At 63.7% G+C, this 26,434-nt stretch carries 23 protein-coding genes and 2 tRNA genes; 14 read left to right on the top strand and 11 right to left on the bottom strand.

Features of this window, described 5'->3' with window-relative positions; genetic code table 11:
- Nucleotides 1-8 precede the first annotated feature (8 nt).
- From O3297_RS22790 to dkgB, 5 genes are all read right to left on the bottom strand, one after another.
- Complete coding sequence (locus tag O3297_RS22790; RefSeq protein WP_034753534.1) at nt 9-467, bottom strand: (2Fe-2S)-binding protein; 459 nt, start codon at nt 465-467, stop codon at nt 9-11.
- 132 nt (nt 468-599) lie between these two features.
- Nucleotides 600-1,316, bottom strand: a complete 717-nt coding sequence (locus O3297_RS22795; RefSeq protein WP_034785648.1) for a DsbC family protein — start codon at nt 1,314-1,316, stop codon at nt 600-602.
- A 159-nt stretch (nt 1,317-1,475) separates the two neighbouring features.
- Nucleotides 1,476-2,714: an FAD-dependent monooxygenase gene (locus O3297_RS22800; RefSeq protein WP_305050257.1), complete on the bottom strand. Its 1,239-nt coding sequence runs from the start codon at nt 2,712-2,714 to the stop codon at nt 1,476-1,478.
- A 66-nt stretch (nt 2,715-2,780) separates the two neighbouring features.
- Complete coding sequence (locus O3297_RS22805) at nt 2,781-3,710, bottom strand: LLM class oxidoreductase (protein ID WP_305050258.1); 930 nt, start codon at nt 3,708-3,710, stop codon at nt 2,781-2,783.
- A gap of 1 nt (nt 3,711) precedes the next feature.
- Nucleotides 3,712-4,536, bottom strand: a complete 825-nt coding sequence (dkgB, locus tag O3297_RS22810; protein WP_305050259.1) for a 2,5-didehydrogluconate reductase DkgB — start codon at nt 4,534-4,536, stop codon at nt 3,712-3,714.
- Between the two features lie 186 nt (nt 4,537-4,722).
- On the opposite strand from dkgB, the gene O3297_RS22815 reads away from it, so the two are divergent.
- Both O3297_RS22815 and O3297_RS22820 read left to right on the top strand, forming a co-directional pair.
- Nucleotides 4,723-4,798: transfer RNA gene (locus O3297_RS22815), tRNA-Phe, on the top strand.
- A 245-nt stretch (nt 4,799-5,043) separates the two neighbouring features.
- Nucleotides 5,044-6,045, top strand: coding sequence for a hypothetical protein (locus O3297_RS22820; protein ID WP_305050260.1), 1,002 nt, complete (start codon nt 5,044-5,046; stop codon nt 6,043-6,045).
- Nucleotides 6,046-6,200: 155 nt separating this feature from the next.
- Here the strand turns inward: O3297_RS22820 and O3297_RS22825 are convergent, their stop codons facing one another.
- Nucleotides 6,201-6,740 (bottom strand): DUF2058 domain-containing protein, encoded by a 540-nt coding sequence (locus O3297_RS22825; protein WP_034784389.1) that lies wholly within the window; start codon nt 6,738-6,740, stop codon nt 6,201-6,203.
- A 265-nt stretch (nt 6,741-7,005) separates the two neighbouring features.
- Here O3297_RS22825 and O3297_RS22830 point away from each other — a divergent pair, with 265 nt between their 5' ends.
- A complete protein-coding gene (locus tag O3297_RS22830) occupies nt 7,006-7,311 on the top strand; it encodes a PsiF family protein (protein ID WP_211552105.1) in 306 nt (101 codons plus the stop codon).
- A 50-nt stretch (nt 7,312-7,361) separates the two neighbouring features.
- Here the strand turns inward: O3297_RS22830 and O3297_RS22835 are convergent, their stop codons facing one another.
- Nucleotides 7,362-8,081 (bottom strand): hypothetical protein, encoded by a 720-nt coding sequence (locus O3297_RS22835; RefSeq protein WP_305050263.1) that lies wholly within the window; start codon nt 8,079-8,081, stop codon nt 7,362-7,364.
- A 33-nt stretch (nt 8,082-8,114) separates the two neighbouring features.
- A complete protein-coding gene (gene ptsJ / locus O3297_RS22840) occupies nt 8,115-9,416 on the bottom strand; it encodes a transcriptional regulator PtsJ (RefSeq protein ID WP_305050471.1) in 1,302 nt (433 codons plus the stop codon).
- A gap of 92 nt (nt 9,417-9,508) precedes the next feature.
- Here ptsJ and O3297_RS22845 point away from each other — a divergent pair, with 92 nt between their 5' ends.
- The 3 genes from O3297_RS22845 (at nt 9,509) to O3297_RS22855 (ending at nt 15,195) form a co-directional block, all read left to right on the top strand.
- A complete protein-coding gene (locus tag O3297_RS22845; protein ID WP_305050265.1) occupies nt 9,509-10,315 on the top strand; it encodes a YggS family pyridoxal phosphate-dependent enzyme in 807 nt (268 codons plus the stop codon).
- Nucleotides 10,316-10,453: 138 nt separating this feature from the next.
- The gene (locus O3297_RS22850; protein WP_305050267.1) at nt 10,454-12,718 is read left to right on the top strand and encodes a bifunctional diguanylate cyclase/phosphodiesterase; all 2,265 of its coding nucleotides are present in this window, start codon (nt 10,454-10,456) and stop codon (nt 12,716-12,718) included.
- Nucleotides 12,719-12,810: 92 nt separating this feature from the next.
- Nucleotides 12,811-15,195 carry a S9 family peptidase gene (locus O3297_RS22855; RefSeq protein WP_305050269.1) on the top strand — a complete coding sequence of 795 codons (2,385 nt, stop codon included), beginning with the start codon at nt 12,811-12,813 and terminating at the stop codon, nt 15,193-15,195.
- A 42-nt stretch (nt 15,196-15,237) separates the two neighbouring features.
- Here the strand turns inward: O3297_RS22855 and O3297_RS22860 are convergent, their stop codons facing one another.
- Nucleotides 15,238-16,233: a cytochrome-c peroxidase gene (locus O3297_RS22860; protein ID WP_034784396.1), complete on the bottom strand. Its 996-nt coding sequence runs from the start codon at nt 16,231-16,233 to the stop codon at nt 15,238-15,240.
- Between the two features lie 208 nt (nt 16,234-16,441).
- Here O3297_RS22860 and O3297_RS22865 point away from each other — a divergent pair, with 208 nt between their 5' ends.
- Nucleotides 16,442-16,870, top strand: coding sequence for a hypothetical protein (locus O3297_RS22865; RefSeq protein WP_305050271.1), 429 nt, complete (start codon nt 16,442-16,444; stop codon nt 16,868-16,870).
- Between the two features lie 45 nt (nt 16,871-16,915).
- Here O3297_RS22865 and O3297_RS22870 read toward each other — a convergent pair whose 3' ends face one another.
- Nucleotides 16,916-17,686, bottom strand: coding sequence for a hypothetical protein (locus O3297_RS22870; RefSeq protein WP_211552096.1), 771 nt, complete (start codon nt 17,684-17,686; stop codon nt 16,916-16,918).
- Between the two features lie 119 nt (nt 17,687-17,805).
- Here O3297_RS22870 and O3297_RS22875 point away from each other — a divergent pair.
- The 4 genes from O3297_RS22875 (at nt 17,806) to O3297_RS22890 (ending at nt 21,321) form a co-directional block, all read left to right on the top strand.
- A tRNA-Phe gene (locus O3297_RS22875) sits at nt 17,806-17,881 on the top strand.
- A gap of 286 nt (nt 17,882-18,167) precedes the next feature.
- Entirely contained in the window at nt 18,168-18,509 is a 342-nt protein-coding gene (locus O3297_RS22880) for a hypothetical protein (protein WP_099389949.1), read from the top strand.
- A 122-nt stretch (nt 18,510-18,631) separates the two neighbouring features.
- The gene (locus tag O3297_RS22885; protein ID WP_305050273.1) at nt 18,632-21,004 is read left to right on the top strand and encodes an acyl-CoA dehydrogenase; all 2,373 of its coding nucleotides are present in this window, start codon (nt 18,632-18,634) and stop codon (nt 21,002-21,004) included.
- A 71-nt stretch (nt 21,005-21,075) separates the two neighbouring features.
- Complete coding sequence (locus O3297_RS22890; RefSeq protein WP_070282880.1) at nt 21,076-21,321, top strand: DUF1059 domain-containing protein; 246 nt, start codon at nt 21,076-21,078, stop codon at nt 21,319-21,321.
- Here the strand turns inward: O3297_RS22890 and O3297_RS22895 are convergent.
- The gene (locus O3297_RS22895) at nt 21,318-22,538 is read right to left on the bottom strand and encodes a TCR/Tet family MFS transporter (protein WP_305050275.1); all 1,221 of its coding nucleotides are present in this window, start codon (nt 22,536-22,538) and stop codon (nt 21,318-21,320) included. The two genes, O3297_RS22890 and O3297_RS22895, sit on opposite strands and share 4 nt — an antisense overlap.
- Nucleotides 22,539-22,643: 105 nt before the next feature.
- On the opposite strand from O3297_RS22895, the gene O3297_RS22900 reads away from it, so the two are divergent.
- From O3297_RS22900 to yegQ, 3 genes are all read left to right on the top strand, one after another.
- Nucleotides 22,644-23,282, top strand: coding sequence for a TetR/AcrR family transcriptional regulator (locus O3297_RS22900; protein WP_034784272.1), 639 nt, complete (start codon nt 22,644-22,646; stop codon nt 23,280-23,282).
- 221 nt (nt 23,283-23,503) lie between these two features.
- Nucleotides 23,504-24,892, top strand: coding sequence for an FAD-binding oxidoreductase (locus O3297_RS22905; RefSeq protein WP_305050277.1), 1,389 nt, complete (start codon nt 23,504-23,506; stop codon nt 24,890-24,892).
- Nucleotides 24,893-24,984: 92 nt separating this feature from the next.
- Nucleotides 24,985-26,346, top strand: a complete 1,362-nt coding sequence (gene yegQ, locus O3297_RS22910; protein ID WP_305050279.1) for a tRNA 5-hydroxyuridine modification protein YegQ — start codon at nt 24,985-24,987, stop codon at nt 26,344-26,346.
- Nucleotides 26,347-26,434: the final 88 nt, after the last annotated feature.

Genomic DNA, 26,434 nt, shown 5'->3' on the forward strand with positions numbered 1-26,434 from the left:
CGCTCTCCTCAGGCCAGGGTCTTGGCCGCGTCCTTGATGGCTGCGCGGATCCGTTGATAGGTGCCGCAGCGGCAGATATTGCCGCTCATGGCGCCGTCGATGTCGGCATCGCTGGGCGCCTTGTTGGTGCGCAGCAGCGCCGTCGCGCTCATCACCTGGCCGCTTTGACAGTAGCCGCATTGCGGCACGTCGTGGCGTACCCATGCCGCCTGCACGGCCTTGCCCACCTGGTCGTTTTCCATCGCTTCGATGGTGGTGATTTTTTGCGCGCCCACCGAGGAAATCGGCGTGATGCAGGAGCGGATAGGCTGGCCGTCGAGGTGCACCGTGCAGGCCCCGCACAGGGCCGCGCCGCAACCGAATTTGGTGCCCGTCATATTCAGGTTATCGCGCAGCGCCCACAGGATGGGCGTGGAAGGATCGGCGTCGACCTGCGTGTCGCGTCCGTTGATATTCAAGGTAATCATCTGCTGCTTCCCCTTTTTTGGATTGTTATGGCGTCTACGAACAACACTTGATGATACGACAGCGGAAAAAAGTGCAAAAAAAAGCGCGCCTTGCGAGGGCGCGCCGTCCAGCCTTCCTGGCGACAGCCCGGATTACTTAATAGTCGAGAATTTCTGTTCCAGCGTCTTCGCATCGACCGCGCCCGGAATGCGGCTGCCGTCGGCAAAGAAGATGGCTGGCGTGCCCGAGACGCGCAATTGCTGGCCCAGTGCCAGGATTTTTTCATGCGGATTGGCGCAAGTGGCGGCCACCGTGGCCGGCGCCTTGCCGTTCAACATCCAGTCATCCCAGGCCTTGTTGCGGTCTGGCGCGCACCACACATTGCGCGACTTGACGATGGAGTCGGGCGACAGGATGTTGTACATGAAGGTGTAGACGGTGACGTTGTCGATTTCCTTCAGCGCATTCTGGCGGAAACGCTTGCAATAGCCGCAGTTCGGATCTTCAAACACGGCGATCACGCGCTTGCCATTGCCCTTGACGGTCTTCATGGCGGAATCGAGCGGCAAGTCGGAGAACTTGATGCGATTGACTTCGTCCAGACGCACCTTGGTCAGGTCTTGCGACGTCTTGGCGTCGAAGACGTGGCCGACGAACAGGTATTGCGCGGCTTTGTCCGTGTACAGGATGTCGCCGCCCGTGCGCACTTCGTACAGGCCGCCGTATGGGGTTTCCTTGACCGAATCGACCTTGGCGCCTTCGCCCAGGCGCGGCTCGATCAGCTTTTTGATGTTCGCTTCCGTCGGCGTTTCCGCGCCGGCGCACGACATCATCAGGCCAGAGGCGAGTACCAATGCGATTCTGCTCATTTTTATCACTATCACTTCTCCACTTGAAACGCCTGGCGGGACTGGCCTCTGGCCCGGCATCGTTATCTCTTTGACAAAACGATCGCCGCAGACCAGCTGCGGCGACCTTGAATTTTCACACCTGCCATTATCCGGCGATATCTTAAGATTCGCTGATATTTACTGATGTCCCAATGCGTGCGCAATCATTTTCCGCTTCAGGGCCGGCAATTTATCCAGCAAGTTTAATCCCAAATTGCGAACCACGCGCAACGGTTCCAGATCGGCGCCAAATAATCGCGCCAGGCCATCGGTCGCCAGCTGCATCAACAGCACGTCTTCCTTGCGCGCGCGCGCATAGCGGGCCAGCACGCGTTCGTCGCCGATGCCGCGGTGCGCTTCGCGTTCGCTGATCGTCTTGACCAGCTGCGCCACGTCGGCAAAACCGAGGTTCATGCCGTGGCCCGCCATCGGGTGCACCACATGGGCGGCGTCGCCCACCAGGGCCACGCGCGGCGCCACCATGGCGTGCGGGCGCATCAGGGTCAGGGGAAATGCGCGCACCACTTCCGGCTGCAGCGGCGTGAGCTTGCCCAGTTTGTCGTGGCAATAGGCGGCCAGGCGCGCGGCCAGGGCGTCGGCCGATTCGGCCATCAAGGTATCGGCCAGCGCATCGGGCGCCGACCAGACCAGCGAAACGCGGTCCCCTGGCAACGGCAGCAAGGCGACGATGCCTTCGCTGCCCGTGAACCACTGGTGGGCGGCGCCATGGTGCGGCTTTTCGCAGGCGAAGTTGCTGACCACGCCGCGCTGGCCGTAGGAGCGGTAATCGAGCCCGATATCGCACTGGCCCCGCACCCACGATTGGGCGCCATCCGCGCCCACTACCAATGCGCAAGTGATGGTGTCGCCGCCATCGAGGTGCACGATGGCCGAATCGTTCGTCCATTCCAGGCGGCTGGCCCGGCCCTGCAGCACGCTGACGTTCGGCGCGAATTTGAGGGCGGCGTCCAGCGCCTGGCCCAGGTTGCGGTCTTCGATGATCCACGCCAGCATGCCCACATGGGCGCCGTAGGCGTCGAAACCGAGTCCGCCCGCCTGCGCGCCGTCGCCGTTGACCAGCATGGCGTCAACGGGCGCCACCCTGTCGGGCGCCAAAGCACCCCATACCTTCAGCGACGACAGCAACTGGTGCGCCGTATGATTGAGCGCATACACGCGCACGTCCCAGCTGGCTTCGACCGGCTTGGCGGCCGAAGCGGGGGCGGGCGGGCTCACCGGCGCTAACAGGGTGACGCTTTGTCCTGCCTGGGCAAACGCCAGCGCCGTGGTTTTCGCGATGGCGCCGTTGCCGACGATGCAAACGTCGCTGTGGCTATGCATGAAGCGCCGCATGGTAGGGGGAGTGGGACTGTTCATGCGGCCATTATAGCGTTTGCCCCACCCTTTTCAGATAGTCCGGAAGTACAGAACGCGTGCCCCAGATCAAGCGGCGCCATGAAAGACGGGCAGCACATGGTCCGCGATCTCCTGCATCGTCTCGGCCAGCGGGCGGCGGTTCTGCCGCAGCTGCAAGCCGATATGCCGCACGCCGGCCGCGCGCATGGCGTGCAGCTCCGCGATCAGGCCATGGCGCCCCGTGCGTCCACCGAAGCGGAAGCGCTGCAGCGGCAGGTTCGGATCTTCGTCCAGGTCCAGGTGGATGAAGCTGACATACGGCTTGTCATCGCCAGCCACGGCGCGCCATTGCGCCGAGCGCCGCGCATGGTCGTCCGGCATGCCAGGATAGGCGAGCCAGCCATCCATCTGCGCGCCGATCCATGCGGGCGATTGCTGCGCCAGCCCCGCCACCAGCAGGGGCAAGGGCGCGGCTGGCTTGGGCAGCAAACGGATGCCGGGCTGCAGACGCGTCTCGCCCCAGTCGCGCAGCATGGCGACCTGCTCGCGGAAGGCGGCGCCGCGCCCGTCGAAATCGCGGCCAAACACGGGATACTCGACGGGCCGGTCGCCGCTGGCCACGCCCATTAGCAAACGCCCGCCGCTCAACTGGTCCACGCTGGCCGCCGCTTTTAGCGTCAGCACGGGCTCGCGCAGCGGCAGCACCACGGCGGCCGTGCCCAGCAAGATGTTCCCGGTGATGCCGGCCAGGTAGCCAAGATAGGTAAACACCTCGAAGACCTGGGCCGCGTCGCCGAACGACGGGTCGTACAGGGGCACGTCGCGCAGCCACAGGGCCCTGAAACCGAGGCGGTCGGCCAGCTTCGCCAGCGCCGCGTGCTGTGTCAGATCAGGTTCGCCCGGCATGCGGCCGGAGACCGCATTCGCCTGGCGCCCCATGGACGACCAGTCATTATCGAGCGGCAGTTCCAGGCCGATACTGAAACCGCCCTGCCCCAGCTTTGTCATGGCGCCCATCTCAATCCCACTGCGGCGCCAGGCCGTCCGGGTTGGCCAGGCGTTCGCCCCGTTCCAGCGTCGCCATCTGCGCCATCTCGTCCGGCGACAGGGTGATGCGCTGAAAATGCAGGTTCGCTTCCAGGTTGGCACGTTTCGTCGACGAGGGGATCACGGCAAAGCCCTGCTGCAGCGACCAGCTCAGGGCCACCTGCGCCGACGTCACGCCGTGCTTCGCGGCGATGGCGGCGATCACGGGGTCCGCCATCACCTTGCCATAGGCGAGCGGCATGTAGGCCGTGATGTGGATGCCCTGGCTGCGCACAAAATCGATGACCTTGCGGTTTTGCAGGAACGGATGGATCTCGATCTGCTGCGTGGCGATTTCCGCCGCACCCACCGTATCGATGGCTTGCTGCAGCTGCGCATTGGTGAAATTCGACACGCCGATGGCCTTGGTCAGCCCCTGCGCCTTGGCCTCCGCCAGCGCCGCCATGTATTCGGCCACGGGAATCGCGTCCTGCGGCGACGGCCAGTGGATCAGCGTTAAATCCAGCTGCTCCAGCTGCAGCTTGTGCAGGCTGTCTTTCAAGCTGGGAATGAGTTTGTCGCGCCGCAAGCTCTCGATCCAGATCTTGGTGGTGACGAACAGCTCGTCGCGCGGGACGGGGCTGGCGGCGATGGCCTGGCCCACTTCGGCTTCATTGCCGTAGATTTGCGCCGTGTCGATATGGCGGTAGCCAACGTCCAGGCCCGTGGCGACGGAATCGATGACGACCTGTCCCTGCAGGCGGAAAGTGCCCAGGCCGATTTCAGGGATGGCGGTGTGATGGGGGGTGGCGTTCATGCGGTAATCCTCTCAAGTCAGTAACGATGACTACACTATGCGCCCATCCTTTGTTGAGAAAAATACCGTTTATATCAAATCATATTTGACCCGTAGGCAAGTAAGGTGTTGCCTATGCAGAAAATCGGGGAAAAGTCACAGCCGGCTCTTGCATTCCCGTTTTGGTCTGCTATAATTCGCCACCTTGGCCTGGTAGCTCAGTCGGTAGAGCAGAGGATTGAAAATCCTTGTGTCGGTGGTTCGATTCCGCCCCGGGCCACCAAGAATTCGTTTTACATTCAAAAACGCCACCTTCGGGTGGCGTTTTTGTTTGTGGACTGCGCCAATTCACCGCAGCATCCCCCTCTTCCGGCCGCATGCCGGCATCCTCCCCTCATCCGATACGGTATTTCCCCTCCAGCGCATGGCCTGACGCGAGACGCCAGTACCCCGATACCGGCAGATATTCCCCACGGGAAACATGTTAAAATTAAATAAACATTAACACCGGCATCAAGGATGATGAAAATGAAAAAATGGTTCTTGCTGGCTGCCACCAGCGCACTTGCCGGCATGGGCACGGCACAGGCCACGCAAGTGGCAGAGCAAGTGAAAAACCCATCGAGCGCAACGCCTCAGGAACAGAAGAGTGCCGTCCTCCACAGGCCATGGGAACGAAAGGTGGAGGGGGAGAAATTTTCCATGGAGATGCTCGACAGCGACCGCCTCGATCCGGCGTATCCAGGCTTGCCGCTGGGCGCGGTCATCGAGGCAGTCAAAAAATTTGTGCGCGAGAAAAAGGGGGAGTTTGAATCGACGGCTGACTACAAGCGCAGAATGGCGGCAGCGCTGAACGAAAAAGTGGTGGCGGATTCGAGCTTGAATGATGCACTGGCCTTTGTTGTTTCCGTCAAAAAAGACGGAGCATATTCCGTTGGCATTGGGTACGATTTCAATGCGGATACGGGAAAAGTGAAGCTGTATGTCTTTCCCCGCACACGAGACTTGAATGGCATCGGCGCGCCGGACTATGACATCAACAAGCCTTCCTATAAAGGACTGGACCAATTTGACTTGAGTTCCAAATTGAACTCGAAAGGCCGTTATAAAGGACGCAGCACCTATCGCGGCTACTATCCCATTGAAGAAACGTACACATCCACGATGGGCGTTGCCGTCAATCGCATCCCATTCCTGGATATTGACCGGGGCTACACCCAATACATAAAACCTGCATTCCAGTTTACGCTGGAAAATGCCGTCGCGGCAAAAGAATTGCCGGTCTTGAAGGCGATGATCGTGATGCAGCTGGCATCGCCTTACATTGCCTACGACTACAAGTCGTCCGATTCAACACCACAACAAATCGACGTGACTACGACAGATAGAGTATTTCTTACTGGGAATATCTTGGGCATCGTTTTTTACTCCGGCATCACTGGCGAAATCCTGGGGCGATTACCAGCGTCATTTGGCCTGCCTGCTGCCAGGCAAGCCACGAATGAGAGAAGCGCGCCCGCAGCGCAGTAATGGTAACTGTCCAGATACCGGCCTAGCCTTGCATCTCCCCGTGCCTTGCTTGCGCCGGGTAACAGAATTTGCCGCGCCAATAAAAACGCCAACCTTCGGGTTGGCGTTTTTATTGAATCGAGCAAGGCTGCCGGCTGCGGCCAGCCCCGTCGTTCTTACCACATCAAATCATCGGGAATCTGGAACGCCGCATACGGATCGTCCTCGTCTACTTCCGTGCTGGCCTGTTTGACGCGCACGACGATGGCGGGGTCGCGTTCGGCGATCTTGTCGGCGATGATGCGCGGCACCAGTTCCACGGCGCCGCCCAGGCAGATGATGACCAGGCGGCCAGCCACCAGGTGGGCCTGCACGGCCGCCGTCACGTAGATGCGCTCGATCTTGTTATTAAATGTAAAGTTGTACGGCACGTCGCCGTTGTTGCCCTTGCTCTGACGGTTCTTTTGCACCATTTGCGCGATCTGCGCCACGATGGCCTTCTGGTTGGCGGCCGCGTCGCGCTGGGCGTTCAGTTCGCGCGCGCGTTCCGCATTCTTGCGCTGGGTCTCGAGCGCGGCCAGGCGCACTTCGTCGACGCTTTGCGTGCCGCTCTTGCGCTCGTCCTTTTTTTGCTTGCTCTTGTCCTGGTTGGCCAGTTTGACCTTCTTCTTGTCGACCAGGCCGGCCTTTAAAAACTGCTCTTGCAACGAGACCATAACTACTCCGTATTGAGGGTGCGCCGGCCAAGGCAGCGGCATCGGCCGGTGGAAAGTCGCTAGCATAGCAAAAAACAGGGGGGCTGCCGCCGCAAGATGGCTGCCCGGGGCAGCCGGCAGGTTCCTGGCGCCGGCCAGTAACAAAAAGACACACTCGATTGCAAATTTTGTTGATAAATGTCATATAGTTAGTTACGTTCTGCATATCGGCATTGCCTGCCGGTTGCACGTCCCCTTCCACTGACTGCGTCTACAAGGATTTGCCATGAAACAATTATTCGCCCTCTGCATCGCCGCCGCGTTTGCCAGCACCGCCTTTGCCGCCGCGCCGGAAGCGGCGCCTGTCGCCAAGACGGCCCAACAGTCAAAAATGACGACCTGCAATGCGGACGCCGCCGGTAAGAAAGGCGATGAGCGCAAGGCATTCATGAAGGAATGCCTGAGCGCCAAGCCGGCGCCGGCCATGACGCAGCAAAACAAGATGAAGGCATGCAATGTCGACGCCAAGGACATGAAGGGCGATGCCCGCAAGGCTTTCATGAAGGAATGCCTGAGCGCGCCGAAAAAATAAGCGCCTCGTCTGCTTGCCCCACAACGCCAGCATCATGCTGGCGTTTTTTTTCACGGCGATGCGTAGGCCTGCATGAGCCGGTCAAGGAAAACAAACAGCTTGCCATTCATGGCCTGCCAGTCGTGGGCGCGCAGGGTCGCTGGCTGCTGCACGAAGCGGTGCGACTCCAGCGTGGCCAGTTCCGTTTCTGAAGCGGCGATCAGCAGGTCGACCACCTCCGGCGTGAACTCCATATGACACTGGAATCCGTACACCAGATTGCCGTATTCGACGATCTGGCGGGGGCAGCCTTCGCTGTGGGCGATGACCTTCGCGCTGTCAGTCAGGCCCGGTATGTCGCTATGCCAATGCCCGGTCTCCAGGACATCGCCGAAATGGGCGAACTTGTCGTTCGCCTGTCCTTCTCGCGTCAGCATGATGGGGAACTTGCCGATCTCCTTTTCAGGGCTGTGCGCATGGCGCGCTCCCAGGGCCGCGCCGATCAGCTGCGCCCCCAGGCAGACGCCGACGACCGCCTTGCCCGCCGCGGCACATGCGGCGATCAAGGCCTGTTCGGCGGCGGCGTCGAAATGCGGGCATTCCTCGCGCGTCGTCGACGGCGACTGCGGTCCGCCCATGACGACCAGCAGGTCGATGTCCGCGATGGACGGGGGCAGCGGTTCATGGGCGTGGACGCGGGAATACGTGGCCGCGTAGCCGCGCTCGCGTACCCATGTCTCGTAGGCGCCCGGCGCCTCGAACGCTTCATGCACGATGAAATGGACTTTCATGATGTTCCCTTTCTGTGGCGAGGAATTAAAAAACTATGGCCGGCCCAGCACCTGGGCCAGCACGCCGGCGAACGACTGCGCACGCGCTTCGTCCATGGTCGATACGGTGATCCGCAATCCCTGCGCCGGCGCCTGCACGCCGAAGGCTTCGCCGCCGCGCACCAGCCAGCCATGCCGGGCCAGCGCCAGCACGGCCGCCTGGCTGCCGCCCGGCAGCGGCAGCCAGAGGTTCAGTCCATCGGCAGGACTGGCGCAGACCAGGCCTTTCGCCGCCAGCGCATCGGCCAGGATGCCGCGGCGGCGCGCATAGTCGGCACGGGCCAGGGCCACCTGCGCGGACACTTCCGGTGACGACAGGCAGGCGCTCACGGCATCCTGCAAGAGATGACTGACCCAGTTCGTGCCGGGCGCCAGGCGCAGGCGCAGGCGCTGGGCGGTCTGCCCGTCGCTGGCGACAACGGCCAGGCGCAGGTCGGGGCCGAAGATCTTCGATACCGAACGGATCAGCGCCCAGCGCCGGGCCGCATGGGGAATCACGTCCTGGTAGCTGGCGACGGACAGCAGCGAGAAATGGTCGTCGATGATGACCAGCACGTGCGGGTAAGCGGCCAGCACCGCCCGCAGCTGGTCCGCGCGCGCAGCGCTCAGGCTGCATCCGGTCGGATTGTGCGCACGCGGCGTCACGATGACGGCTTGCGCGCCTTGCGCCAGCGCCCGTTCCAGCGCCCCGGCCTGCATGCCCTCGGCATCGACAGCCACGCCAACGGCGTGCAGCCCGGCGATGCGCAAGGTGTTGATGCTGCTGACGAAGCACGGGTCTTCCACGGCCACCTTGTCGCCCGCGACCAGATACGCGGCCAGCAGGCGCTCCACCGCATCGACCGCCCCATTCGTCAGGGTGATGTCGTGGCCCTCAGGGCAATCGCCGGCCATCCAGCGCCGCGCCAGGGCTTCCAGCTCCGGATCCAGCGTGGCTTCGCCATACAGGCGCGGGCGGTATGGCTTGCGCGCCAGGGCCGCGCCGACATCGGGCAGCCAGGCAAGATTAGGATTGCCGCCGCCCAGGTCGGCCAGCGGCGAGCCGGGCAACAGGCCTTCCTGCTCGCCGGGATCGCGCTGTGCGCGGATGGCCGTGCCCAATCGCCCTTGCGTGACCGCGATCCCGGCCGTCGCCAGGCGCTTGTACGCCAGCGACACGGTATTGCGGTTGACGCCCAAGGTCGCGGCCAGCTCGCGTACGGTCGGCAACTCCTGGCCCGGCGCCAGTTCGCCCGCCTGCGTCAGAGTACGGATGCTGTCGAACAGCTCCGCAGCGGTTTTCCCTGCAATCCTCATGATAGTCTCAGACATGATATATTTTGGCATAGGACAATCATACATCACTGCGGCAACTCCTGCCGCTCATAAGGCTGACACAAGGCTGATACATGAACAATGACACTCCCCTGCTCACTGCAACCATGCACGCGCAGCATGGGCGCTGGCCGCAAGCCGTGTCGGTGGACGACTTCCGCCGCAATCTGGCCGCCGTGCACGCGCGCATGGCCGCCGCATGCCAGCGGGTCGGCCGCGATCCAGCCGGCGTGCGCCTGCTGCCCGTCAGCAAGACCAAGCCCGAGGCGAGCCTGCGCCTGGCCTACGCCGCGGGTTGCCGCATGCTGGGAGAAAACAAGCCGCAGGAGGCAGGCCGCAAGTGGGAAGCGATGGCGGACCTGGGCGACCTGCAATGGTCGGTGATCGGCCATTTGCAGACCAACAAGGCGAAGCTGGTGGCGCGCTTTGCCAGCGAATTCCAGGCTCTCGACAGCCTGCGCGTGGCCGAGGCGCTGGAACGGCGCCTGCAAGCGGCAGGACGGGGGCTCGATGTGTTCGTGCAAGTGAACACCTCGGGAGAAGCCAGCAAGTACGGCTTGCCGCCGGACGAGGTGGCCGCTTTCCTGCGCGAGCTGCCCGTCTTCCCGGCGCTGCGGGTACGCGGACTCATGACATTGGCGCTGTTGTCGGCGGAAGCCGTGCGCGTGCGCAGCTGCTTCGTTCTGCTACGCACATTGCGCGACCGGCTGCGCCAGGATGTTCCCGATGGCATCGGCCTCGACCAGCTGTCGATGGGCATGTCCGGCGATTATGAAATCGCCATTGAAGAAGGCGCTACCGTCGTGCGGGTCGGCCAGGCCATCTTCGGCGCACGGGACACGCCAGATAGCCACTACTGGCCCACGGCGGAAAAGGAATAGACGGCCCGATGCGCCCTGCGGGTAGTCACGCAGTCAATCATATCGAATGATCAAGATGACATGCAGAACGATACCGCGTAATATTTTTACCATACTGCTCAGCTCGGCAGCACAGCTCCTTGGGGAAAGGACGGCAGCGTGGCCGCGTCAAACGATCTCGCGCACTGGCGCGGACAGATTTTTGCGCGCTTGCTGCAGGCGGTGCTGCTGCTTGGCATCGTCACTGCCATTCCCAGCGCCCTGCTGGCGGCGCGCGAAGCTATCTGGTCCATAGTCGCCCTCGACGTGCTGGCCATCGGCTGGGTCGGTCTCATCTGGCATCTGCGCGCCATGCCCTACCGCTGGCGCGTGTGGCAATTCCTGATCGTCGCCTACCTGGTGGGCGTGGGCCTGCTGCTGAAAATCGGCCCCGTCAGCCAGATCTACATGATGCTCATGCCCGTGCTGGCGGCCCTGCTGCTGGGGATGGGGCCAGCCTTGTCGACCCTGGCCCTGACTTCGCTGACCATTTTTTTCCTCGGCCTGCATCCCGACGTGGAGCTGCAATTGCGCGGCGTGCCCGACTCCCCCGTGCTGCGCGCGCTGATCGTGGCCCTGAACTTCCTGTTCATCGCCGCCGTGCTGACCCTCTCCTGCGCTTTCCTGCTGCGCCACCTGGAACGCAGCAGCCAGGCCCTGTCGCAGCTGAACGCCGATCTGCGCCTGACGGCCACGGCGCTGGCCCGCCTGAACGACATGGTGATGCTCGCCGAAGTGGCCGATGGCCCGCCAGGCGCGGGTGCGGCGCCGGCCACGCGCATCATCTTCGTCAACGACGCCTTCGAGCGCAGCAGCGGCTATGCGCGCGCCGAGGTGCTGGGCCGCAGCCTGCTGTTCCAGCAAGGCCCCGCCACCGATGCGGGCGAACTGGCGCGCATCGCCGCCGCCATGGCCCGCGCCCAGCCGGCACGCGCGGAATTGCTCAATTACAACAAGGCCGGCAAGGCGTACTGGGTCGAAGCGGAACTGGTGCCGTTCACGGATGCGGACGGCAGGCAGACGCACTGGGTGGCCGTCGAGCGCGAAATCGACGAGCGCAAGAAATCGGAAGCGGACATCCACCGCCTGGCCTTCTACGACGTGCTCACGGGCCTGCCCAACCGGCGCCTGCTGATGGACCGCATCGGCCACCTGCTGGCCGCCGCGCCGCGCGGCCATACCATCAGTGCGCTGATGTTCATCGACCTCGACCACTTCAAGCACATCAACGACGCGCGCGGCCACGCCACCGGCGATGCGCTGCTGCGCCTGGCCGGCGAACGGCTGGCGCAACTGATGCGCAAGGCCGACACGGTGGCGCGCATCGGCGGCGACGAATTCGTCGTGCTGCTGGCGCACCTGGCCGATGACCTGCACAACGCCGCCCGCGCGGCGGCCCAGGTGGCCGAGAAAATCCGCGCCGCCATCGCGCGCGACTTCGAGATCGAAGGGCAGTCCTATCATTGCAGCGCCAGCATCGGCGTGACCCTGCTGCCGAAAGCGGGCCAGCAGGCGCACGACCTGCTGCGCGAAGCGGACATCGCCATGTACCGGGCCAAGGCGGAAGGACGCAACGGCATCGCCTTCTTTGAAGCGGCCATGCAGGCGGGCGTGGAACGCCGCCTGACCCTGGAAAGGACACTCGCGCGCGCCCTCGATGCCAGTGAATTATGCATGCACGTGCAGCCGCAGGTCGACCGCCACGGCCGGGTGACGGGCGCCGAACTGCTGATGCGCTGGCCGCAGGCGGACGGCGGCCATATCGCTCCCGGCATCTTCATCCCCATCGCCGAGGAATCGGGGCTGATCGTCAAGCTGGGCCACTGGGCCCTGCGCGAAGCGTGCCGCGCCGCCACCATGCTGGCGCGGGCCGGATCGCCTGTCGCCCTGTCCGTGAACGTGAGTCCGGCCCAGTTTCGCCAGCCCGATTTTGCCGCCCGCGTGCAGGCCGCGCTGGCCGAACACGGCACGCCGGCCGGCGCCCTGATCCTGGAACTGACGGAAGGCTTGCTGATCGACCAGCGCGACGCCTCGCTGGCGCGCATGCGCGAACTGGCGGCCCTGGGCATCCGCTTTTCCATCGACGATTTCGGCACCGGCTATTCCAGCCTCGCCTACCTGACGTCGATGCCGCTGTACGAACTCAAGATCGACAAGCGCTTCATCGACGACACGCCGCACGATGCGCGCGACACGGCCATCGTGCAAGCGATCCTGGCCATGGCGCGCCACCTGGGCTTGCGCGTCGTTGCCGAAGGCGTGGAAACGCAGGAGCAGGCCGATTTCCTGGTCGCCCACGATTGCGACGGCTTGCAGGGCTACCTGTATGCGCGGCCGATGCCGCTCGATGACTTTCTCGCCTGGCTGGCCCAGCGCCAAGCTTAGCTTTCCGACATTTCCTGCACGAAACTCCTCCGCTAGAATACCGGCCTCATAGCCTGTACCTTCACCATCCCCTTTGATTAAAGTGATCCCCGATGCGTCTGGTTCTTCCCCTGCTGCTCACCCTGATAGCCGCCCTGCCCGCCGCGCATGCGGCCCCATCCACCACCACCCCCACGCCGATCACGCTGGACCAGGCCATGGCCGACCCCGACTGGATCGGCACGCCCGTCGAAGCGGCATGGTGGGGCTGGAATGGCCAGCTCTACTACAAGCAAAAACGCCTCGGCTCGCCCCTGCGCGACACGTATCAATTGCCAGGCGCGAACGCCAAACTGAATAGCGGCAAGAAGGTCGACGATGCGCAGCTGGCCAATCTCGATGGCCAGCAGATGGTCGTCAACCGCTCCGGCACGCGCGCCATCCTGCTGCGCAACGGCGACTTGTTCGAGCGCGACCTGAAAAGCGGCGCCTTGACGCAAATCACGCGCGGCGTCTCGGCCATCAGCGACCCGCAGTACTCTGCCGACGGCGGCGCCGTGCAATACCGCAGCGGCACCGACTGGTTCAGCTGGAGCCGCGCGGAGCGCCTGAGCGCCCCCGTCGCCCTGCTGCGCGCCGCCAAGGACCCGGACGCCACACCGGAAGCGGACGCCCTGCGCGACCTGCAGCTGCGCCTGATCGTCAACCTGGCGCGCCAGAAGCAAGACCGCGACGCGAGCCGCGAACGCCGCCATGAAGAGCGCCGCCTGGACGCCACGCGCGCGCCGGAACCGATCTACCTGGGCGACAAAGTCACCATTTCCGGCAGCGCCCTGTCGCCGGACGGCCGCTGGCTGTTGTTCGTCACGCAAGACAAGGCGGCCGAAAAGGGCAAGCTGGGCAAACTGGCGCGCTACGTGACGGAAACGGGCTACCCGGACGTCGATGACGAGCGCACGCGCGTGGGCCGCAACATGCCGATCGCGCAAAGCCTGAAGCTGGCCGACCTGCGCACGGGCACCGTGCGCGAGATCGCCTTTGACAGCCTGCCCGGCATCGCCACCGACCCGCTGGCCAGTCTGCGCGCCGAACAGAAGCTGCCGCCCCTTAAAGGCAACCGTGCCGTGCGCATCGACGCCCAGCGCGACGGCATCGCCTGGACCGATGACGGCAGCAAGGTGGCCGTGCGCATCCGCGCCGTCGACAACAAGGATGGCTGGCTCGCCAACGTCGACCTGGCCAACGCCGCCCTCGTGCCCGTGCACCGCATCAGCGACACGGCCTGGGTCAACCGCCGCGCCGACGAATTCGGCTGGCTGCCCGACAACACCACCCTGTGGTATCTGTCCGAGGAAAGCGGCTACGCCCACCTGTACACGAAGACGGGCGCGGCCCCGGCACGCGCATTGACGCAAGGCAAATGGGAAGTGAGCGCCGTCGAATGGAGCCGCGACGGCAAGCATGCCTATTTCATGTGCAACCGGCAGGCGCCCGGCACGTATGAAGTGTGCGCCAGCACGGCCAGGGAAGGCGGCGCGCGCGAAGTGACGAATTTGAAAGGCGTGGAAAACTTCGGCCTGTCGCCCGATAACGGCAAGCTGCTGCTGCGCTATTCGACCAGCTATATGCCGGCCCAGCTGGCGACGGTTGCCGTCGCGGGCGGCAAGGCCAGTATCCTGACCGATACGCGCAGCGACGCCTTCAAGGCGCGCAACTGGGTCATGCCGGAACTGGTGCAAGTACCGTCCACGCATGGCGCGGCGCCGATCTGGGCCAAGCTGTACCGCCCGGCGCAGCTGGAAGCGGGCAAGCGCTATCCGATCGTCATGTTCGCGCACGGCGCCGGCTACCTGCAAAACGTGACCCAGCGCTATCCCGTCTATTTCCGCGAACAGATGTTCCACAACCTGCTGGTCGAGCAAGGCTACATCGTGCTCGACGTCGACTACCGCGCCTCGCTCGGTTACGGCAGCGCCTGGCGCACGGCCATCTACCGCCAGATGGGCCACCCGGAACTGGAAGATTTTGTCGACGGCGCCAACTGGCTGGCGCAGCAGCACCAGGGCGACATCCGGAACGTGGGCATCTATGGCGGCAGCTATGGCGGCTTCATGAGCCTGATGGCCCTGATGCGCGCGCCGGAAATCTTCAAGTCCGGCGCCGCCCTGCGTCCCGTGACGGACTGGACCACGTACAACCACGAGTACACGGCGAATATCCTGAACACGCCGGACATCGATCCGCAAGCCTATAAAATCTCGTCGCCGATCGAATACGCAGACAAGCTGACGGGCAACCTCCTGATCGCCCACGGCATGATCGACGACAACGTGTTTTACCAGGACTCCGTGCGCCTGTCGCAGCGCCTGATCGAACTGAAAAAGGATAACTGGGAAATGGCCAGCTACCCGATGGAGCGCCACGGCTTCGTGCAGCCGGAAGCGTGGTATGACGAGTACCGCCGGATTTATCAGTTGTTCCAGAGAACATTGAAATAGACCCCGATGCCCGCTTGATGCGGGCATTTTTCATGGACTCATTCAGTCAAACGGCACCGGCCGTGGCGTCGTGTCCGACGATGGTGGCAGGATCGGCAGCACGATGTGCGGCTGCTTGCCCGTCAGGGTTTTCAGGAAGGCTACCAGCTTGGCGTTTTCATCGGGCGTGAAGGTGCGGCCCAGCTGCAGGCGGCCCATCACGTCGACGGCTTGCGTCAACGTCGCCGCCTCGCCATCGTGGAAATAGGGATACGTCAGTTCCACGTTACGCAAGGTCGGCACCTTGAAGTTGAAGCGGTCCGCATCCTTGCCCGTCACGGCCGAGCGTCCCTGCGCCGTCATCGCCGTTTTATACGGTTCCACCACGCCCATCTTCTGGAAAGTGTTGCCGCCCACGGCGGGGCCGTTATGACAGGCGATGCAGCCGCTCGATTTGAACAGCTGGTAGCCGGCCAGCTCGTCCTTCGTCAGCGCGCTTTTCTTGCCCGACAGCCATTGATCGAAACGGGAACCTGGCGTCACCAGCACCTCTTCAAAGGCGGCGATGGCGCGCGTGACTTGCTCGATGGTCAGCTTATCCTGGCCAAACACTTGCCGGAACTCCGCGCGGTAGGCGGGAATCGAGGCCAGCACGTCGATGGCCAGCTCGTGCGTAAAAGCCATTTCGCCGGGATTGGCGATGGGACCGCCCGCCTGCTCCTGCAAATCCTTGGCGCGGCCATCCCAGAATTGCGCCACGTTCATGCTGGAATTGAGCACCGTGGGCGAATTGATGGGCCCGCGCTGCCAGTTGTGGCCGATCGAGGTCTTGATATTGTCCGTGCCGCCCATGCTCAGGTTGTGGCAGCTATTACAGGAAATAAAGCCCGAACGCGACAGGCGGGGATCGAAAAACAGCTTCTTGCCCAGTTCGACCATGGCCGGATTGGCGATCTTGGCGGCAGTGATGGGCTGGATCGGCTCCTTGTCGGCGGCATGCAGAACGCCGCCAAGGGCCAGGCTGGTGATGAAGAGAAAGGGTGAGAGGGTGCGGCGCATAATCTAACTCCTGGAAGCATTCCCGAATCGGCGGCGCGCGCCGGCGCGGGAATGCAGCGCACCGGCCCGGTTGCCACCCGTACATCGCTGGTTGGATGTTGATTTATATTAACTTTGACTAGTTAATAAGGAAAATGACCAGGGTCAAGGTTCTCGCCAAGTGCGAATCGCGCTTGCCATTTACGCAAGCGTGGCACATGATAAAGGCATGCACACACCTATCTACTCCCTGCTGCGCGCCGCGTGCGCCAGCTTCCTGCTGCTGGCCGCCAGCGCCTGCGGCAGCGCCCCCACGCAAGATGATGCGCCGCCCGCCCCCGGCAATGCCGGTCTGCTGGCGCAAATCCAGGCGGAAGTGGGCGTAGCCGCCTGCGATTCCACCCAGCAATGCCAGACCATCGCCATCGGCGCCAAGGCTTGCGGCGGCCCCGAGCGCTACCTGGCCTGGTCCAGCAAGGGCAATGACGGCAAGAAACTCAAGGCACTGGCCCAGGCGCAAGCCGAGGCCAGCCGCAAACAGCAGCAAGCGGACGGCATGATGTCGACCTGCTCCATCGTCACGGACCCGGGCGCCACCTGCGAGGCGGGGCGCTGCGTGCTGCAAAAGAGCGCCCTGGGCGGCAGCGCCGCCATGTAAAAAACAAAGCCGCTGGATCAGCGGCTTGAGTGATTCTGCAACACGTCAGGACTGCAATTGCAAGGTCTTGACGATCTTGCTCTCCACCTTCTCGCCCGCCCCCGCGGTGGCATTCTTGCTCTCCTTGCGCAGCAACAATAAATGGTCGCCGCTGACGCCATACTGGCGCGTCTCGTCCGACTTTTGCGTAAAGCTGACGACGACAAAGGCGCGCCCGCTCACGTCAAAGTGGAAATGGCTGGCCAGCGGCGTGCCGTCCGCGGCGATCCATACCTCGATGCCGCCTTCGAACTTCTTCACATACTTGCGGTCTTTCTCCGGCACCTTGTCAAGCGACAAGGTAAAGCTGAGCAAACGCGCCGGCTTGCCCTTGTAGCTATCCATCTTTTCGCTGCTGAACACGGCTTCCTCGATCTCGCGCGACAGGGCATCGGCCGCCGACACCATGGAACGCAGCTCCGTCGCCTTCATTTCCCCCAGCGCAAAGCCGATCGGCGTCTTGACCTTCGGATCCTTCACCCTGGCACGCTGCTCGGCTTCCACTTTCGCCAGCAAGTCCTTGCCGTAAAGCACCTGCAAGCCCGCCGGCCCGCCCTCGACAGTGACAGTGGCCTGGCCGCTATCCTCTTCCGCCGCCTTGCCCTCGCCCTCGCGGCGCCAGGATTTCGATTCGACCTGCGCCTTGATGGGCATCTGGCCCTGCAAGCGCGCCAGCGCCGCATTCAAATCAGCGAGCCCGTCGGCCCGCGCCGTGCCGCACAACAAGCCGAACAAGCCCGCCGCCGCCAGGCCTTGCACTCCAATACATCGCTGCATCGCCACATCCCTTCAGGTCAGACAAGGATGCCAAAACACTATGTTTTGGCCATCTGTTGCATTTGAACACAGCTAGCTCTGGTCAGGTGGAAAGTCTTTCTGCTATAATTCGCCGCCTTGGCCTGGTAGCTCAGTCGGTAGAGCAGAGGATTGAAAATCCTTGTGTCGGTGGTTCGATTCCGCCCCGGGCCACCAAGAATTCAACAGTACATAGCAAAAAGCCAACCTTCGGGTTGGCTTTTTTGTTTCTCTTTGCCAAACCCTCCCCCACCCCGCCGCTATGTACGCAAACGTACGGACTGCGGCTGCCCAAGAGCACATGCTGCAGGCAGACCACACCCCCTTCCCGCCGCCAGCGTCCTGCGCGACACGGCGCAACGGCCACCTGATCAGATTCTCTCCGTAACACCGCCATGCGAAACTCGCGCCCGACGCCGTCGAGCCGTTCCGTACATCACGGCACACTGCCAAAGGATGCATCATGAAAACTACCCTGATATTGCTCGCGCTCGCCTCTACCCTCGCCTTGACCGCTTGCCAGCGCGAAGCGCCACCTATCGTACAAGTGGTTCCCGGCCCTGCCGGCGCGCCTGGTCCTGCCGGCGCTACGGGTGCGACGGGTGCTGAAGCCCCTGCCGGCGCGACCGGTGCGACCGGCGCCACGGGCCAGACCGGCGACAGCGGTGCCGCCGGATATGACGGCGCCAAGGGCGCCACTGGCGCACAAGGCAACGATGGCGTTCAAGGCAACGATGGCGCCAAGGGCGACGACGGCGCCAAAGGCAAGACGGGCGACACGGTGATTGTCGTCCCGCAACGCTAATACGCCCCACGCCATACACCACAATGCCAACCCATGCGGTTGGCGTTGTGCGTATGCGCTGTACCGCACAGTAACATTCGCCAAATCGGCCTACCCTGTTCTCATTACACAGGGAGATACGCATGCTGACGATCCTACTGATGGTAGCCCTGCTGGGCTTGGCTTTACTGTTCGCCCCCGGTCCCGTGCGCCGCGCCCTCGTCACCCCGCGCCTGCTGGCCTTGTTCAAGCGCATCTTGCCAACCATGTCCGACACGGAACGCGACGCGCTCGAAGCGGGTACAACGTGGTGGGACGCGGACCTGTTTTCCGGCCGGCCCGACTGGCCCAAGCTGCTGGCCTATGGACATGCCTCGCTCACGACCGAGGAGCGTCACTTTCTCGAGCATGACGTCGAGCGGCTGTGCGAACTGGTCAACGACTGGGAAACGCAGCAGGCGCAGGACTTGCCGCCCCAGGCCTGGGCCTACATGAAGGCGCAAGGTTTCCTCGGCATGATCATCCCGAAACAATACGGCGGCAAGCAATTCTCCGCCTACATGCACTCGCAAGTGGTCATGAAATTGTCGAGCCGCTGCTCGGCGCTGGCCGTCACCGTGATGGTGCCCAATTCGCTGGGGCCGGCCGAGCTGCTGCTGCATTACGGCACCGAAGAACAGAAAAACCATTATCTGCCGCGATTAGCCGCCGGCACCGAGATTCCCTGTTTTGCCCTCACCAGCCCGTATGCGGGTTCCGATGCGGCCGCCATTCCCGACCTCGGCGTCGTGTGCATGGGCATGCATGAGGGCCGCGCCACGCTGGGTTTCCGCCTCACCTGGAACAAGCGCTACATCACCCTGGCGCCCGTCGCGACCTTGCTGGGACTGGCATTCCAGACCAGCGACCCCGAACATCTGCTGTCCGAGAATGACACGCCGGGCATCACTTGCGCCCTGATCCCCGCCAGCCACGACGGCGTGGTGATCGGCCGCCGCCATCACCCATTGAACGCCGCGTTCCAGAACGGCCCCACCTCGGGCAACGATGTCTTCATTCCCATCGACTGGGTCATCGGCGGCCAGGCGCAAGTGGGCAAGGGATGGCGCATGCTGATGGAGTGCCTGGCGGCCGGGCGCGCCATTTCGCTGCCCTCGTCCAGCGTGGGCATGGGCAAGATGGCCGTGCGCGGCACCGGCGCGTATGCGGCCGTGCGGCGCCAGTTCAACATGGCTATCGGCAAGTTCGAAGGGGTGCAGGAAGCGCTGGCCCGCATGGGCGCCAACCTGTACCTGATGGACGCGGCCCGCACGCTGGCCGCGCACGCCGTCGACCTGGGCGAAAAGCCGGCCGTCATTTCCGCCATCGTCAAATACCACGTCACGGAACGGGGCCGCGCGCTCGTCAATGACGGCATGGACATTCTCGGCGGCAAGGGCATCTGCGTGGGGCCCAACAATTTCCTCGCCAGCGCCTACCAGCAAATCCCCATCGCCATTACCGTCGAAGGGGCCAACATCCTCACGCGCAGCCTGATCATCTTCGGCCAGGGCGCCATCCGCGCGCATCCGTATGTGCTCAGGGAAATGGCCGCCGTCAGCGAAAGCGATGGCCGCAAAGCCCTGCGGGATTTCGACGCTGCCTTCTTTGGCCATGTGGGCTTTGTGCTGGGCAACCTGGCACGGGGCTTGTGGTATGGACTGGGCGGCGCGCGCCTGGCGGCCGCGCCCGACGCCGGCGCGCCCGCACTGGCGCCCTACTACCGCGCCCTGACGCGGCTGTCGACGGCATTTGCCGTCATGACGGATATGTCGATGTTCGTGCTTGGCGGCGAGCTCAAGCGCCGCGAGCGGCTGTCCGCCCGGCTGGGCGACGTGCTGGCGCAACTGTACCTGGCTTCGTCCGTGCTGAAGCGCTACGAGGATGATGGCCGCCCCGAAGCCGACCTGCCCTACGTGCACTGGTCGCTGCAAGATGCGCTGGTCAAGGCGCAACAGGGCTTGACGGGCGTGCTCGACAATTTCCCCGCGCGCGTGCTGGCCGTGCTGCTGCGCACCCTGCTGTTTCCCTTCGGCCTGCCGCATCGCCCGCCTTCCGACGAGCTTGGCAGTGAAGTGGCGCTGGCCCTGCAAACGCCGGGCGCCGACCGCGAGCGCCTGCTGGCCGACGGTTATGTGGCCAACGACAACACAGATCCCGTGGCTTGCGCCGAGCGGGCACTGGCCCTGCTGGCCGACGTGCTGCACATCGAAAAACGCCTGAAAGACACGCCCGCAGGCACAGCCCTGCGGCACCTGCCGCAAAGCCTGTCCGCCATGCAGCAGTGGCTGGCAACGGCCAAGGCCGCAGGCTCGGTCAGCTGCCAGGAGCACAATACCTTGCTCGAATATGCGCGCCTGGTCGACGGCTTGATCCAGGTCGACGATTTTCCCGCCGATGCGGCGCATCTGGCTCAAGGCGGCGGCGCCGTGCAGCGTCTGGATGACGAATCCGCTGGCGAGAGCCGCGCAGCCTAGGCGGGGCTGCTTTGCGGCCTATACTGAATTGAGCGGGTGCGGTGCCCGCTCTTTCCAGAAAGGAGTCGATCATGACGCGCAAATACATCGATTGCAGGGAATTCCCAAGCGACACGCATTGCTCGGTAGCCATCTCGGCTGACAGCGAGGAAGAGCTGTTGGGCATTGCTGTGGAACACGCAGTCTCGGTACACCATCACCACGATACCCCGGAGCTGCGCCAGCAACTACGCCAATTGTTCAAGGACGGCATGCCGCCCGAACATCTGCCCATGACGGGACAAGCCGGCAGCAGCGGGGCCTCGCACGCGCACTAGCCTGCCAGGGCTTGCGCCGGTTTCTGCAAGCGCAAGCCCAGCACGAGCGGTACCAGTGCCGCGTACACGACGATCACCGACAGCCAGATGGCGCCGGGCCAGTACGCCCTGACGCCAAAATAGATGCTGGAAAACACCAGCGGACACAGGACGGATGCCAGGCTCACGGCCGAGGCCAGCACACCCTGGAACTGGCCTTGCCGGTCCTCGGCAACTTGCCGCGTCGCCAGCGACTGCAAGGCCGGCGCGCCGATGCCGCCAAGAGCGAACACGGGCATGATGGCGAAGATCATCCAGCTGCGCGTGGCAAACGCCATGACGGTCAATGCCACGCAGGCGCAGGCCACGCCCGCCAGGATGGTGGCGCGCTCGCCCAGCAGTTTCACGGCCGGGCCAGGTAAAAAAGCCTGGGCCAGCGCTTGGCACACGCCAAAGGCGCCCAGCGACAGGCCGATCCACAGCCCGTTCCACGCGAACGCGTCGTGGCCCCACAGCGCCCAGCACACGCCATACACTTCGCCGGCCGCGCTGAAGGTAAAGAAGATGACGGTAATCGGCAGCAAGCTTTTCTCCGAGAAAACCCAGCGCAACGGGCGCAGAGGGTTCAATGCCGCCAGGTCGATTTTCCCCCGTGTCGGCGTGCGCGAGGGGGCGCGTGATTCTGGCAGCAGATGCCAGGCCAGCAGCAAATTGCCGGCATTCAAAACGGCTGCCGCCATGAACGGCAGGCGCAGCCCGTAATCGCCCAGCGCGCCGCCCAGCACGGGGCCGATGATGAAGCCTGCGCCGAACATGGCGTTGAGCAAGCCGAAGCGGCGCGCCCGCTTCACCTCGGGAGAAATGTCGGTGATGTAGGCGGTGGCCACGGAAACGTTGGCGCTCGTCAACCCGGCGATGGCACGCCCCAGCAACAGCATCCACAGGCTGGGCGCAAAGGCGAGGAACAGGTAATTGACGGCCGCGCCCGCCAGCGACAGCAGCAGCACGGGGCGCCGGCCCAGGCGGTCGCTCAGCGCCCCCAGCACGGGCGCAAAGATGAACTGCATCAACGCATACAGGGCCGTCATGATGCCGATATACGGCGCCACATTGGCGGCATGGGTGACGTCCCGCAGCAGCGCCGGCAGGATGGGAAAGATCAGGCCGATGCCGACGGCGTCGAGCACGACAGTGGTAAAAATGACGGGCAATTCCGCCACGGGAACAGATTCTTTCATATACTCAATCTAAATATGTACTCAGTATATAAATAGTACGCCCAGCCTTGCCGCGCCAGCAAGCCTTATCTGTACTCAGTACACTTCGTGTATGATCGTGGCAACATGACGATTCCTTCCGACCTCCGCTCCCGCAAACGCCTTGCCACCCGCCAAGCCATCTCGAATGCCGCCACGCGCCTGTTCTTCGTGCGCGGCTTCGAGCAAGTGACGGTGGACGAGATCGCGGCGGCCGCCAGCGTGGGACGCATGACGGTGTTCAACCATTTCCCCCGCAAGGAAGACATGTTCTTCGACCGCGAGGAAGAGGGGCGCGAACTGCTGCGCGACGCCTTGCGCCAGCGCGATCCCGCCATCCCGCCCATCGAAACCCTGCGCCTGCTGGCGCACCGGCTGGTACTGGAAGACAGTCCCTACATCACCTTTTCCGCCGCTGGTCAGGGTTTCATTGCCACCATCGAAGCCAGCGATACCTTGAAAGCGCGGGCGCGGGCCATCCGCGACGAACTGGCGCAAGTGGTGGCGCAAGCGCTGACCGAATCCACGGGGCGCGATGCAAGCGATCCCCTCGCGCACCTGGCGGCCAGTCTGCTGCTGGCCACCTGGAGCACCGCCCTCATCGAAGCGCACCGTGCCTTCGCGCAACATGGCGACGCGCAACTGGCCAAGGCCGGCTTCCTGTCCCTGGTGGACCGGGGACACACGGGCTTGAACGCCGCCATGGCGGGCACGCCCTACGCCTGAAGCGGCACCCCCGTCGGTCAGGCAGCCCATCGTCTGTCGCAGCGCAAGCCCTCGCACTTCCTTGTTTCAGTTGCCAGCACCTGGGCTTGCGTACCGTCTGGCGCCTTCCTATCATGAAACCACGCGCTGGCAAACGATGCATGCAGGCCGGCACGCGGGGACAGTCCTCCTGCTTCCCGTCACCATACCCATAACCGCATGCAGCCGCTGGGAGGTACACGATGAATACCTTGACGAACGGCCAGCTCAATGAGTTGCAAGCCTCATTGAGAGGGCAACTGCTACAAACGAACGACGCCGGCTACGACAGCGCGCGCGCCGTCTGGAATGCGATGATCGACCGGCATCCGGCCCTCATCGCGCGCTGCGCGGGCACGGCCGACGTGCGCACGGCGCTGGCATATGCGCGCGACCACGGCCTGCCCCTGGCCGTGCGCGGCGGCGGCCACAATATCGCCGGCAGCGCCCTGTGCAACGATGGCCTGGTGATCGACCTGTCCGGCATGCGCTCGGTGCATATCGATCCGCAACAACGCCGCGCCCACGTCGAAGGCGGGGCCACCTTGCACGACTTCGACCACGAGGCGCAAGCGTTCGGCCTGGCCACGCCGCTGGGCATCAATTCCACCACGGGCGTGGCAGGACTGGCCCTGGGCGGCGGCTTTGGCTGGCTCAGCCGCACGCTGGGCCTGGCGGCCGACAACCTGCTGGCGGCCGACGTCGTCACGGCCGATGGACAATTCCTGCATGCGAGCGCGACGGAGCATCCCGACCTGTTCTGGGCCTTGCGCGGCGGCGGCGGCAACTTCGGCGTGGTCACGCGCTTCGAGTTCCAGCTGCATCCGGTGGGGCCGCAAGTCACGGCTGGCCTCATCGTGTTTCCTTACGCGCAAGCGAAGGCGGTGCTGACGAAATACCGCGATTTCGTCGACGGCATGCCCGATGAATTGACCGTCTGGGCCGTCTTGCGCAAGGCGCCGCCGCTGCCCTTCCTGCCACCGGAAGTGCACAGCCAGGACGTGCTGGTCCTGCCCGTCTTTTCACCCGTGCAATCTGCCGCCATGCAGGAAGCGATCGAGCGCATCGGCAGCTTCGGCCAGCCGCTGGGCATGCACCTGGGCAGCATGCCGTACACGGCCTGGCAACAGGCGTTCGATGCCCTGCTCACGCCGGGCGCGCGCAATTACTGGAAATCGCACAACTTCACGCAGCTCAGCGACGCGGCCATCGATACTGTCATCCGCCATGCCGGCAAGCTGCCGACGCCGCAATGCGAAATCTTCCTCGGCCTGCTGGGCGCGCAGGCGAGCCGGCCGGCGCCGCAGGATACGGCCTATCCGCACCGCGACGCCCTGTACGTGATGAACGTGCACACGCGCTGGGACGAGCCGGCCGATGACGCACGCTGCATCGCCTGGGCACGCGAGTTTTTCAACGACGCCGCGCCGTATGCGACGGGCAGCGTGTACGTCAATTTCCTGACCGAGGATGAAAGCGGGCGCACGGCCGACGCGTATGGCGTGAACTATCCGCGCCTGGCGCGCATCAAGAAGCAATACGATCCCGCCAACCTGTTCCGCGCCAACCAGAACATCTGTCCGGCCGCCTAGGCTGCCACGGCGCAGCGCCTTGCAATCCCTTGATCCAGGGCAATGCAATGCGCTCGCCGCCCGCTTACAATCGCCGGCTTTGCCCCTCCTCCATGCGCCACGCTCCCGAACTCCTCCTGCCTGCCGGCTCCCTGGCCAAGATGCATGCCGCCTTCGACTTTGGCGCTGACGCCGTCTACGCGGGCCAGCCGCGCTACAGCTTGCGTGTGCGCAATAATGATTTTTCGACCTTGCAAGCCTTGCAGGAGGGAATTGATGGTGCGCATGCGCGCGGCAAGCAATTCTTTGTCGCCAGCAACATCTTCGCCCACAACGCCAAGCTGAAAACGTATTTGCGCGACATGGAACCTGTGATCGCCATGCGTCCGGACGCGCTGATCATGGCCGACCCGGGCCTGATCATGATGGTGCGCGACAAGTGGCCGGAGATTCCCGTGCACCTGTCGGTGCAGGCGAACGCCGTCAACTGGGCCGACGTCAAATTCTGGCACCGCATGGGCTTGACGCGCGTGATCCTGTCGCGCGAATTGTCGCTCGACGAGATCGAGGAAATCCGCCAGCGCTGCCCGGAAATGGAGCTCGAGGTATTCGTCCATGGCGCCCTGTGCATCGCCTATTCGGGGCGCTGCCTGTTGTCCGGTTATTTCAACCACCGCGATCCCAACCAGGGTACGTGCACGAATTCCTGCCGCTGGGATTACAAGGTGAAAAATGCATCCGAAGACGCCAGCGGCGACCTGGGCGGCATGCAGGTAGTGCCGCTGGAATTTCACCATGCGCTGGCCGAAGCCGACAACAACGCGTTTTCCGCCCTGCACCAGCAGCCGCGCCACCCGCTGGCCGACCAGCCATATTTTATTGAAGAAGCCCAGCGTCCGGGCCAGCTGATGCCGATACTCGAGGACGAGCACGGCACCTACATCATGAATTCGAAGGATTTGCGCGCCGTCGAGCACATCGAGCGCCTGGTGAAAATCGGCGTCGATTCGCTGAAGGTCGAAGGCCGCACCAAGTCGCTGTACTACGCGGCGCGTACGGCGCAAGTCTACCGCCAGGCCATCGATGACGCCGTGGCGGGCCGCCCCTTCGATATTGGTCTCTTAGGTCAGCTGCAAGGCCTGGCCAACCGCGGCTACACGGATGGTTTCTACCAGCGCCACCACACGCAGACGCACCAGAACTACATGCGCGGCGCGTCGGAAGCGGACCGCAGCCAGTATGTGGGCGACGTGCTGGGCGTGACGGACGGCTGGGCCAGGGTGGAAGTGAAAAACCGCTTCGCCGTGGGCGACCGCATCGAGGCCGTGCATCCGGGTGGCAACCGCGATTTCACTATTGCCCGCATGCTCGGCGATGACGGCAGCGAGATCCAGGTGGCGCCCGGCAGCGGCCACTTCGTGCGCATTGAACTCGACGGGGCCCTCGACAAGGCCTTGCTGGCGCGCTATTTGTAACCGCCAGTCTGCAGCGCGGGGTGAGGAACCAGTATCTAAGTGTTTGATTTGACAAGTAAAAATCCACACATCACCGCCTAAACAATTT

The organism is Janthinobacterium sp. SUN128 (assembly GCF_030587275.1).
GTDB lineage: Bacteria > Pseudomonadota > Gammaproteobacteria > Burkholderiales > Burkholderiaceae_D > Janthinobacterium > Janthinobacterium lividum.